At 72.1% G+C, this 10,768-nt stretch carries 9 protein-coding genes; 7 read left to right on the forward strand and 2 right to left on the reverse strand.

Translation table 11 applies throughout. The features are described 5' to 3' along the window. Positions 1-27 precede the first annotated feature (27 nt). The 7 genes from AB0I15_RS45105 to AB0I15_RS45135 are packed head-to-tail and all read left to right on the forward strand — an operon-like array spanning position 28 to position 7,118. Positions 28-1,452 (forward strand): solute carrier family 23 protein, encoded by a 1,425-nt coding sequence (locus AB0I15_RS45105; RefSeq protein ID WP_358110863.1) that lies wholly within the window; start codon positions 28-30, stop codon positions 1,450-1,452. Continuing rightward, a complete protein-coding gene (locus AB0I15_RS45110) occupies positions 1,449-2,294 on the forward strand; it encodes an FAD binding domain-containing protein (protein ID WP_358110866.1) in 846 nt (281 codons plus the stop codon). The genes AB0I15_RS45105 and AB0I15_RS45110 overlap by 4 nt, the downstream gene beginning before the upstream one ends. Beyond that, complete coding sequence (locus AB0I15_RS45115) at positions 2,284-2,763, forward strand: (2Fe-2S)-binding protein (protein ID WP_358110869.1); 480 nt, start codon at positions 2,284-2,286, stop codon at positions 2,761-2,763. The genes AB0I15_RS45110 and AB0I15_RS45115 overlap by 11 nt, the downstream gene beginning before the upstream one ends. Next, a complete protein-coding gene (gene cutA / locus AB0I15_RS45120) occupies positions 2,760-5,144 on the forward strand; it encodes an aerobic carbon-monoxide dehydrogenase large subunit (protein ID WP_358110872.1) in 2,385 nt (794 codons plus the stop codon). The genes AB0I15_RS45115 and cutA overlap by 4 nt, the downstream gene beginning before the upstream one ends. 32 nt (positions 5,145-5,176) lie before the next feature. Then, complete coding sequence (locus AB0I15_RS45125; RefSeq protein ID WP_358110875.1) at positions 5,177-6,193, forward strand: leucine-rich repeat domain-containing protein; 1,017 nt, start codon at positions 5,177-5,179, stop codon at positions 6,191-6,193. 32 nt (positions 6,194-6,225) lie between these two features. Beyond that, positions 6,226-6,651 carry a hypothetical protein gene (locus AB0I15_RS45130; RefSeq protein WP_358110878.1) on the forward strand — a complete coding sequence of 142 codons (426 nt, stop codon included), beginning with the start codon at positions 6,226-6,228 and terminating at the stop codon, positions 6,649-6,651. Positions 6,652-6,698: 47 nt separating this feature from the next. Beyond that, the gene (locus AB0I15_RS45135) at positions 6,699-7,118 is read left to right on the forward strand and encodes a hypothetical protein (protein WP_358110881.1); all 420 of its coding nucleotides are present in this window, start codon (positions 6,699-6,701) and stop codon (positions 7,116-7,118) included. A 108-nt stretch (positions 7,119-7,226) separates the two neighbouring features. Here AB0I15_RS45135 and AB0I15_RS45140 read toward each other — a convergent pair whose 3' ends face one another. Further along, positions 7,227-9,503 (reverse strand): PQQ-dependent sugar dehydrogenase, encoded by a 2,277-nt coding sequence (locus tag AB0I15_RS45140; RefSeq protein ID WP_358110884.1) that lies wholly within the window; start codon positions 9,501-9,503, stop codon positions 7,227-7,229. 128 nt (positions 9,504-9,631) lie between these two features. Further along, complete coding sequence (locus tag AB0I15_RS45145) at positions 9,632-10,672, reverse strand: LacI family DNA-binding transcriptional regulator (RefSeq protein WP_358110887.1); 1,041 nt, start codon at positions 10,670-10,672, stop codon at positions 9,632-9,634. Positions 10,673-10,768 lie beyond the last annotated feature (96 nt).

The raw sequence follows: 10,768 nt of genomic DNA on the forward strand, positions 1-10,768 counted from the left end.
CAGTGCCCAGTACAAGAGGGGCTCTCCATGGTTGCACGATGGACCAAACACGGTGACGGCAGGCATCTGGCCCCCGGCGAGGTGGTCAGGCCGGACGAAAGGCTGAGCTGGCCCCGGATGGTGGGGTTCGGGGCGCAGCACGTGATCGCGATGTTCGGGGCGACCTTCGTGTTCCCCCTGGTGATGGGGCTGGATCCGAACGTCGCCGTGATGATGTCCGGCGTCGCGACGATCATGTTCCTGTTGATCGTGAAGGGCAAGGTGCCCAGCTACCTGGGCACCAGCGCGTCCTTCGTGGGCGGCGTGTTCGCCATCAGGGCCGCCGCGGGCGGCGACACGGCGGGCGCGGACGCGATCGTGACCGGCGCCATCCTGGTCGCCGGGTTCGTGCTGGCGCTGGCCGGCCTCGCCATCCACTTCCTCGGCGTGAACATCATCCACCGCGTCTTCCCGCCCGTGGTCACCGGCGCGGTCGTGATGCTCATCGGGTTCGGGCTGGCGTTCGTGGTGGCGGACGTCTACTGGCCGCAGGACCACTGGGTCGCGCTCGTCACGATGCTGATCACGTTCGTGGTGATCGTGGCGTTCAAGGGGTTCATCGGGCGCGTCGGGGTGCTGATCGGGCTGGTCGCCGGGTTCGTGCTGTCGTGGGTGCTGGACAAGACGGCGGGTCCCATAACCTCGGTGCTGCCGGGGGCCAACCTGCGCGACGCCGCCGGGGCCGAATGCCAGGCGGAGGGGACGTACTGCGTCGCGACCGCGTTCCCGCACGACCGGGTGAGCTTCGACTCCGTGGCGTCCGCGCCGTGGTTCGGGATGCCGGACTTCCACGCCCCCGACTTCAAGACCTCGGCCGTGCTGCTGGTGCTGCCCGCGGTGATCGCGCTCATCGCGGAGAACATCGGGCACGTCAAGGCCGTGGGGGAGATGACAGGGACCGACGTGGACCCGTACGTGGGCCGCGCGGTGGTGGCCGACGGGGTCGGCACCATGGTCACCAGCGCGGTCGGCGGCTCGCCCACGACCACGTACGCCGAGAACATCGGCGTCATGGCGGCCACCAAGGTCTACTCCACGGCCGCCTACTACATCGCCGGGGTCATCGCGATCCTGTTCGGGCTCTGCCCCAAGTTCGGGGCGCTGGTCGCGGCCACGCCGGGCGGCGTGCTCGGCGGGGTGACCGTGATCCTCTACGGCATGATCGGGCTGCTCGGCGCGAAGATCTGGATCGAGAACAGGGTGAACTTCGCCGATCCCGTGAACATGGTTCCGATCGGAGCGGGCATCATCCTGGCCATCGGACCTGTTCAGCACTTCATCGGGGGAGACTTCACCCTCGAGGGCATCGCGCTCGGCACGATCGTGGTGCTGGGCGGATACCACCTGCTCCGCGTCATCGCCGGGCGCGCCCCCGAACCGGCGCCGTCCGGCGGCAGGAGCGAGGCCGGGTGAAGCCGCCGCCGTTCGAGTACCACGCGCCCCGCGAGCTCGGCGAGGCGCTGCGCGTCCTCGCGGAGGTGCGGGGCAAGGTCCTGGCCGGCGGCCAGAGCCTCATCCCCATGCTGAACATGCGGCTGGCGGCGCCCGAGCACCTCGTCGACATCAACCGGGTCGCCTCCCTGTCCGCCCTGGAGGCGGGCGAGCGGGGCGTCCGCGTCGGCGCGCTGGTCAGGCACGCCGAGGCGGAGCGGGCCGGCGTCCATCCGCTGGTCACGAGGGCGCTCAAGCTGGTCGCGCATCCCGTGATCCGCAACCGGGGGACGGTGGTGGGCAGCCTCGTGCACGCCGACCCGGCCGCCGAGCTGCCCGCGGTGCTGGCCCTGCTGGGCGGGCACGTACGGGTGGCCCGCTGGGACGGCGGCCGGATCACCGAGCGGGACGTGAGCGCCCCCGACTTCTTCACCGGGCCCATGGAGTCGGCGGTCGAGCCGGGCGAGCTGGCCGTGTCGGCGTTCTTCCCGGCGCCGGCGCCGGGAAGCGGGACCGCGTTCGAGGAGGTGTCGCGCCGGCACGGCGACTACGCGCTGGCGGGGGTCTGCGCGGTCGTCACGGTGGACGACGAGGGCGTGAGCGCCGCCAGGGTCGCGTGCGCCGGCGTCGGGCCCGTCCCGCTCGTCGTGGACCTCGGCGGCGAGGACGACTGGGCCGCGGCGGCGGCGCGCGTACGCGACGCGGCCGAGCCCGAGGGCGACATCCACGCCACCGCCGCCTACCGGCGGCACCTGGTGGGCGTGCTGGCGGAGCGGGCGCTGCGCAACGCGGCGCGGGAGGGGGCCGCGGCCCGTGGAGCATGAGATCACGCTCATCGTGAACGGCACGGCCAGACGCGTACGCGTGCCCGCCCGCCGCCTGCTGTCCGACTGCCTGCGCCACGACCTGGGCCTGACCGGCACCCACGTCGGCTGCGAGCACGGCGTCTGCGGCTGCTGCACGGTGCTGCTCGAAGGACGGCCCGTGCGCTCGTGCCTGACGTTCGCCGTCACCGTGGACGGCGCCGAGCTCACCACCGTGGAGGGGCTCGCCGCGCCGGACGGCGCCCTGTCGCCGGTGCAGCGGGCCTTCGCCGAGTGCCACGGGCTGCAGTGCGGGTTCTGCACGCCGGGGTTCCTGTGCACGGTGACCGCCCTGCTGGAGGAGAACCCGGCGCCGACGGACGAAGAGGTAGTCGAGGGCATCTCCGGCAACCTGTGCCGGTGCACCGGCTACCAGAACATCGTCAAGGCCGTGCACCGGGCCGCCGAGCTGCGGGCGGAGGAAGCATGACGACCAAGCTGTTCGGGGAGCCCGTGCAGCGGCGCGAGGACCCCAGGCTGCTCACCGGGCAGGGCCGCTACCTCGACGACCTGGGGCGCGACGCCCTGGCGGCGGCCTTCGTCCGCTCGCCGCACGCCCACGCCCGGATCCGCGACGTGGACGTCACGGCGGCGCTCGACGTGGAGGGGCTCGTCGCCGTCTACACGTGGGAGGACCTGCCCGAGCGGGTCGGCAGGGCGCTGCCGCTGCTGATCCCGCACCCCGCGCTCACCCACGGCCGCACCGCCTACCCGCTGGCCAGAGACGTCGTCCGGCACGTCGGCGAGCCGGTGGTCATGGTCGTGGCCGCCGACCGCTACGCCGCGGAAGACGCCTGCGCGCTCATCGAGGTCGACTACGAGCCGCTCAAACCGGTCGTCGGCCTGGAGGAGGCCGTCCAGAGCGCCCAGCTCGTGCACGAGGACGTGCCCGGCAACGTGGGCGCCCACCTCGTCCAGGAGGTCGCGGCGGCCGACGGGCGCGGCGCCAGAGAGGCGATCGAGGCCGCGCCGCACACGCTGGCCTTCCGGCTCGACATCGAGCGCAGCGCCAGCATGCCGCTGGAGGGCCGCGGCGTGTACGCCCGCTGGGACGGCCGCGACCTGCGCGTCTACTCCAGCACCCAGACCTCCACCAGCGTCCGCATGGCCGTGGCCGCCGCGCTCGGGCTGCCGCTGCCCCAGGTGGAGGTGATCGCGCCCGACGTGGGCGGCGGCTTCGGGGTCAAGATCGTGCACCCGTGGCCGGAGGAGGTGCTCGTCCCGTGGGCCGCGATGACGCTCGGGCGCGAGGTCAAGTGGGCCGAGGACCGCCGCGAGCACTTCGTCTCCTCCGCCCACGAGCGCGGCCAGGTGCAGTACGTGCGGGCCGGGTTCGACGACGCCGGGCGCGTGCTGGGGCTGGACGTCACGATCCTGCACGACCACGGCGCCTACACCCCCTACGGGATCATCGTGCCGATCATCACCTCCACGCAGTTGCTGGGGCCGTACAAGATCGGGGCGTACCGGGTCGAGTTCAGCGCCGTCTACACCAACACCGTGCAGGTCACGCCCTACCGCGGGGCCGGGCGGCCCCAGGGCGTGTTCTGCATGGAGCGCACGATGGACAAGATCGCCCACTACCTGGGCAAGGACCGCACCGAGGTGCGCGCGGCCAACTTCATCGGGCCCGGCGAGTTCCCGTACGACCAGGGGCTGATCTTCCAGGACGGGCGGCCGCTGATCTACGACAGCGGCGACTACCCGGAGATGCTCCGCATGATCAAGGAGCTCATCGGCTGGGACTCCTTCGAGCGGCGGCCGGGGCGGGGCATCGGAATCGGCTGCTACGTCGAGGGCACGGGGGTGGGGCCGTACGAGGGCGGGCACGTGCAGATCACCTCCGACGGCCGCGTGCACGTCTCCACCGGGCTCACCTCGCAGGGACAGGGCCACGAGACCGCGTTCGCCCAGATCGCCGCCACCGAGCTGGGCGTGCCCATCGAGCGCGTCAGCGTGGTCACCGGCGACACCCGCAGGTTCGGGTACGCGGTCGGCACGTTCGCCTCGCGGGCCGCCGTCGTCAGCGGCAACGCCATCGCGCTGGCCTGCCGGAAGGTCCGCGAGAAGGCGCTGCGCATCGCCGCCGAGGCGCTGGAGGCCAACCCGGCGGATCTGGACATCGCCGACGGGATCGTGCACGTGGCGGGCACGCCGTCCGCCTCCGTGCCGCTGTCCACGGTGGCGGTGCTGGCCAACCCGCTGCGTTACGCCTTCGACGAGGAGACGGCCAAGGCCACCCAGTTCTCCGGCACGGCCGCCTTCGACCGGCCGCCGGTCGCCGAGGGCGAGGAGCCGGGGCTGGAGGGGCGCGACTACTACTCGCCGATCAGGTCCACGTTCGCGGCCGGCATGCACGCCGCCATCGTCGAGACCGACCCGGACACCGCCGAGATCAAGGTGGTGCGCTACGCCGTCGTGCACGACTGCGGCCGGCTGATCAACCCCATGATCGTGGAGGGGCAGATCCACGGGGGCGTGGCCCAGGGCATCGGCGGCGCCCTCTACGAGCGCATGGTCTACGACCAGCACGGCCAGCTCGTGAACGCCTCGTTCATGGACTTCCTCATGCCGTACGCCACCGAGGTCCCGCACATCGAGACCGATCACCTCGAGACCCCGTCGCCGCTCAACCCGCTCGGCATCAAGGGCGCCGGCGAGGCGGGCGTGATCCCGGTCTCGGCGGTCATCGCCTCCGCCATCGAGGACGCCGAGGGCATCGAGATCGACCGCATGCCGATCTCCCCGTCCGAGCTGTACGAGGCCAGGGAGCGCCGGCGGCTCAGGGCGGACGGGCCGCCGGACGAGTGAGGCCATGAACGCCGCATGAGACGATGCTCGCCATGCTCGCCCCCGATGCCGGTCTGACCGCCTTTCCCGACGTGCCCGGCGACGTCCGACTGATCGACCTGGCCTGGAACCGGATCGCCGAGGTGCCCGCGTGGGTGGCCGGGCTCACGTCGCTGGAGGAGCTGCGGCTCGACGGCAACGGGCTGCGCGGGCTGCCCGACCTGTCCGGGCTCACCGCGCTGCGCGCGCTGCACCTCGACGGCAACGAGCTGACCTCCTTCCCCGCCTGCCCGCCGCACCTGGAGGCCCTCTTCCTGTACGGCAACCGCGTCGGCGCCCTGCCCGGCCGCCTGCCGGGCACGCTGAGGCACCTGGCGGCGGGCGCGAACGGGCTGACCGAGGTGCCGGGGTCGCTGTGGAAGCTGACCGGGCTGGAGTCGCTCAACCTGGCCGAGAACGCCCTCACCGAGGTCCCCGCGGCCATCGGCGGCCTGGCCCGGCTGCGCATGCTCGACCTGGGCCACAACCGGCTCACCGAGATCCCGCCCGAGATCGGCGACCTGCCGCTCACCGACTACCTCTACCTCAGCGACAACCTGTTCACGCGGGTGCCCGGCTCGATCGGGCGGCTCGACCGGCTGGCCTACCTCAACCTCACCGACAACCGCCTGGAGCGCCTGCCGGACGCGCTCGGCTCCATGGCGGCGCTGATGGAGCTGCGCCTCTACGGCAACCGGCTGGAGGCGCTCCCGGAGACGATCGGCGGCCTGTCCCGGCTGCGCGAGCTGCACCTGCAGGGCAACCGGCTGACCCGGCTGCCCGGGTCGATCGCCGGGCTGGGTGAGCTGCGCGTGCTCGACCTGCGCGACAACCGCCTGCGGGCGCTGCCGGAGTCGTTGCCGCCCCGGCTCACCCATCTCGACCTGCGCAACAACCGGCTGCGCGAGCTGCCGGGCGGCCTGGCAGCCCTGCCCGCGCTGGAGAAGCTCGACCTGCGCTGGAACAAGCTCGACGGCGAGCCCGAGGTGCTGCGCCGGCTCGCGGCGCGAGGTTGCGTCGTTCTGCGCTGAACCGCGAAGGGCGGGGCTGCGTACCTTCGCACATGACGACATTTCCACGTCTGGCCGCTTTCGCGCTGCTGGCCGGACTGGTCGCCGGCTGCTCCTCTTCGGGGGGCTGGAGCGACTACGTCGCAGCGGGAAAGACTCAGCAGGCCAACGCCGCCCCCCTTACCATCGACCAACTGTCAGAGAAGGTCGGCTGCAAGCCGAAGATGCAGGTGGACGCCGACGAGGTGAAAACGGCGTACTGCAAGACCCCGAACGGGGAGTTCTTCGTCAACACCTTCAAGACGGAGAAGCTCAAGGACGAGTGGATGGATCGGGCGCCTGAGTACAACCCGCACCTGGTGGGGCCACGGTGGACCGTGCTGGGGCCGCTGAAGACGCTGGAGGCGATCAGGGGGCCGCTCAACGGGGACCTGCACCTGACCGACCACCGGGTCTCCAAGTCGCCCAGCCCTAACTAGCCGGTCTGGGTCTGAACCCGCTCCTGGGGGCCTGCGTACCTCCGCACATGACGACATTTCCACGTCTGGCCGCTTTCGCGCTGCTGGCCGGACTGGTCGCCGGCTGCTCCTCCGGGAGCGTGGGCGGCTACGTCGCAGCAGGCGGCAAGCAGGTCGACGCCGCCCCCCTCACCGTCGAACAGCTCTCCGCCAAGGTGGGCTGCGAGCCACGCATGCAGGTCAGCGCCGCCGAGATCCGTACGGGGTACTGCAAGACCCCGGACGGGGAGTTCTTCGTGACGACGTTCAGGAGCCAGGCGGGCAAGGACGCCTGGATGGACGCCGCCCCCGAGTACAACCCGCACCTGGTCGGCCGGCTCTGGACCGTGCTGTCCAGCCGCAAGGTGCTCGACCTGCTGAAGGAGAGGCTCGGCGGCGACCTGCATCTCACGGACCATCGGACCAAGAAGATGCAGGTCGTCGGCTGACCGGCGCCCCTTCCCCACCCCTTCGGTCCTGTCCTTTCGGGGGGAGGGGGCTGAGCAAGGGGCGGGGCGCCGGAGCCGGGTCGTGCACGCGCCACCCCCTGCCCCCTCTCAGCGGCGGCGCAGGAGCTCGTACTGGGCCCTGATCTCGGCCGGGGTGGCGACCCGGTCGAGGAACACCAGGCCGTCCATGCGGCAGTCGCAGGGGTTCTGCTCCCGGGTGTTCTGCGGGAAGCTGCCGCCGATCTTGATGCCGCGCGGATCCGTGGCCGAGGTGACGTCGGGTTCGGGATCGCCCTCGACGGTCCACGGGTCGCCGGTGACGGTGTAGGAGCCGTCGAGCGGGCGGCCGTTCTTGAAGAGCTTCATGGTCGCGGTGTCGAAGTCGTACGTCGCGGCGAGGAACACCCACCGGTCACGGGGCAGGACCTGCTGCCACGGCTGGTTCGCGGCGAAGGTCTGGGAGCTCGCGCCGTCCACCCGCCGGGCCAGCGCGACCACCCGTAGTTCCCCGTTCACGGTGATCAGCTCCAGCAGGGCCCGCACGTCGTGGCCCTGGGAGTTGCCGCTGAGCACGCCGGCCAGCCCGATCGCGTTGAAGCGGTCGGCCGGGTCGGCGGTATTGGTGTTGAGGGCCGGGCCGTCCCCCTGCATCTTGAACCAGCCCATGATGGTGGTGCCCCGGACGGCGTTCAGGGCCCGCAGGGTGGGCACGCCCGGGTCGGCGTAGACGCCCGCCTTCCAGTCGTCGTTGCCCGCCGTCGCCGGATCGACCTGCCGGGTCTGCAGCGCGTTCCCGCTGCCCCGGTAGGCGTGATCGGCGACGCGCATCGCCGCGCCGCCGTTCACGAGCGCGATGGGGGTGCCGGACAGGCCCTGGTCCTGCTCCTGGGCGGGGTCGGCGGGCAGCGGGTGGTCGAAGTCGTACGCGGCCACCAGGTCGGAGCGGAACGTGGGCAGCAGGCCGGCCGGCGTCCACTCCGCCTTCGTGACCTTCCAGATCTTGCCGTTCGCCTTGGACAGCGCGTACAGCTCGCCCGCGTTGTCCTGGCCGAAGCGCAGGTCCACCCGGGCGCTGCCGGCCAGATCCGGCATCGTCACCTGCCTGCCGGTCGCGTCCACCAGCCGCGGCTTGTACATCGTGGCCCGGCGGCCGCTCTGCTCGCGCATCTCGCTGGCGACGGTGTAGAACACCTGGCCGTCCACGATGTCGCCGAACAGGTATTTGCCGTACAGGGCGGGCAGCCGCGCGCCCCGGTAGACGAAGCCGCCGACGATCGCGTGGCCGCTGTCGGCGTTGCAGGGGTGACCGGGCGGCGGGTCGTGGTCGTAGGCGGCCACCGGGTAGGTGTAGCCGAACTGGGCGTCGTCGTCGGGCAGCGTGTACAGCTTGCAGCGGTCGGCCTTGTTGTAGGTGAAGGAGCCCTCGCGCTCGCTCCATCCCAGGTTGTCGCCGGGGCCGATGTCGTACACGGCCTCGATGGCGTGCTCGCCGATGTGGCCCAGGAGCAGCCGGTTGCCGCCGGCCCGCGTGTCGAAGCTGAAGCGGTGCGGGTCGCGCATGCCGTACGCGTAGATCTCGCCCAGCCTGCCCGCCTGGCCGGCGAACGGGTTCGAGGCGGGGATGCCGTACCTGCCGTTGGCGCCGTTCGTGCCCGACGGGTCGATGCGCAGGATCTTGCCCTGCGGGATGGCCAGGTTCTGCGGGTCGTCGCTGCCGGCGCCCCTGCCGCCGTCGCCGGAGGCGACGTAGAGCAGGCCGTAGTCGGCGTCGCCGCGCCGGGCCGCCGGGTTGAAGTCGATCTGCTGGATGCCGTGGATCTGGCCGGAGAAGCCGAGCCGCAGCACCTCCCTGCGGGTGCCGGTGAAGGTGGCGGCCCTCGGGTCGGCGGCCGTCCACTCGGTGATCACGCCGTGGAACCTGGTGCCCGGTTGGGGCGGCAGGTCGGGGGTCTTCGTGGTGAGGGCGTCGCCCCACTCGGTGTGGACCGTGTAGAACCTGCCGTTCCTGCCGAACTCGGGATGGAAGGCGGCGAAGCCGAACCCGCTGCCCAGGCCGCGCCCGGAGATGAAGTCGGGGGCGAACGTGGCGGCGACGTCGAGGTACTCGCGCGGCTGCCGGTCCCTGCCGAGCAGGTAGAGCTTGCCGTTGAGGTCGTTGACGTACATGCGGCGGGAGTTGTCGGGGAGTTCGCCCAGGTAGTTGATCCGGGCCCAGCGGACCAGCCGCGGGTCGGTGGGCGTCGGGGTCGTCTCGGTCTTCGGGAAGGAGGCGAACTCCTCCAGCGTCAGCGTGAGACCTGAGGGGACGGGTTTCTCGGGGATGGGGTCGTCGATCGGGACCGGTGCCGCCCTGGCGGCGGCCGGTGGCGCGATCAACGCGGTCATCAGAAGGACGGTCGCGACCGTCAAGCTGCGAAAGGGGGACATCCGGGGGTCCTCTCGCCTCGTCCGTAAGCGCTTCCGAAAGCGCTTTCCGCACATTCGAGCGGATCGTAACCCGGTGAAGTCGAGTGTCAAGGGGCAGGCGGGGCTGTGGAGGCTCTGACCACCAGCTCGTGCCGGGTGCGCCGGCGCCGCGGCCGGGCGGCCGGTGGCTTGAGGACCAGCTCCAGGGCCTGCCGGCCCATGCCCACCATGGGCAGCCTGATCGTGGTGAGCGCCGGGTAGACGTCGCGCGCCACCGGGACGTCGTCGAACCCGGCCACCGAGATCTCCTCCGGCACCCGGCGCCCGTGGTTCAGCAGCCACGACAGCGCCCCCACCGCCATCGGGTCGTTCAGCGCCACCACGGCCGTCAGCCCCGGGTGCGCGCCCATCAGCCGGGCCGTGGCCGCCGCGCCGCCCTCCCGGGTGAAGTCGCCGTGCTCCACCGGGACCGTGCCCCAGTCGAGCCCGGCCGCGCCGAACGCCGTGCGCAGCCCGGCCAGCCGGTCTTCGACCGTGGTCAGGCTGGCCGGGCCGCCCAGCACGCCGAGGCGGCGGTGACCCAGGTCGAGCAGGTGGCGCATGAGCGTGGCGCCGCCCGCCGCGTTGTCGGGCAGCACCGCGTCCACCGGCAGGTGGTGCCGGCCGATCACGGCGACCCGGCCGCCCGCCGCGGTGAACGAGCGCAGCTCGGCGGCCAGCGCGGTCTCGGTGCGCGCCTCGATGTATCCCGAGCCGGCCAGCACGATCGAGTTGACCCGGTGGGCCCGCAGCGCCCGCACCCTGGCCAGCTCGGCGCGCGGGTCGCGCTGGGTCTGGCTGATCAGCGCCAGGTAGCCGCGGCTCTCGGTCTCGCGCAGCACGCCCCTGGCGATCTCGGCGAAGTAGGGGTCGCCGACGTCGTGCACGATCAGCCCCACCATGGACGCCTGCCCGCCGGCCAGCGCCCGCGCGTGGCTGTTGGGCACGTAGCCGACCTGGGACGCGATCGCCTGGACGTGCGCCGCGACCTCGGCGCTCACCCCGGTGCTGCCCGTCATCGCCCGCGAGGCGGTCGCGAGCGAGACCCCGGCGGCCTTGGCCACGTCGACCAGGCGCGGAGGGGAGGTCGGAGAAGATCGCTCAGGCATGTGGTGCGAACCCCCTTGTCCGGGGCTGAATCCCGTGTAATCGTAACCGAAAGCGCTTACGAAAGCGCTTTCGCTCCGCCTCTTCTGACGGGGGTG

Source organism: Nonomuraea sp. NPDC050643, assembly GCF_040654715.1.
Taxonomy (GTDB): domain Bacteria; phylum Actinomycetota; class Actinomycetes; order Streptosporangiales; family Streptosporangiaceae; genus Nonomuraea.

Coding starts and splice junctions, on each gene's coding strand:
- AB0I15_RS45105 (WP_358110863.1), top strand. CDS start 28: ATGGTTGCACGATGGACCAAACACGGTGACGGCAGGCATCTGGCCCCC.
- cutA (WP_358110872.1), top strand. CDS start 2,760: ATGACGACCAAGCTGTTCGGGGAGCCCGTGCAGCGGCGCGAGGACCCC.
- AB0I15_RS45125 (WP_358110875.1), top strand. CDS start 5,177: ATGCTCGCCCCCGATGCCGGTCTGACCGCCTTTCCCGACGTGCCCGGC.
- AB0I15_RS45130 (WP_358110878.1), top strand. CDS start 6,226: ATGACGACATTTCCACGTCTGGCCGCTTTCGCGCTGCTGGCCGGACTG.
- AB0I15_RS45135 (WP_358110881.1), top strand. CDS start 6,699: ATGACGACATTTCCACGTCTGGCCGCTTTCGCGCTGCTGGCCGGACTG.
- AB0I15_RS45140 (WP_358110884.1), bottom strand. CDS start 9,503: ATGACCGCGTTGATCGCGCCACCGGCCGCCGCCAGGGCGGCACCGGTC.
- AB0I15_RS45145 (WP_358110887.1), bottom strand. CDS start 10,672: ATGCCTGAGCGATCTTCTCCGACCTCCCCTCCGCGCCTGGTCGACGTG.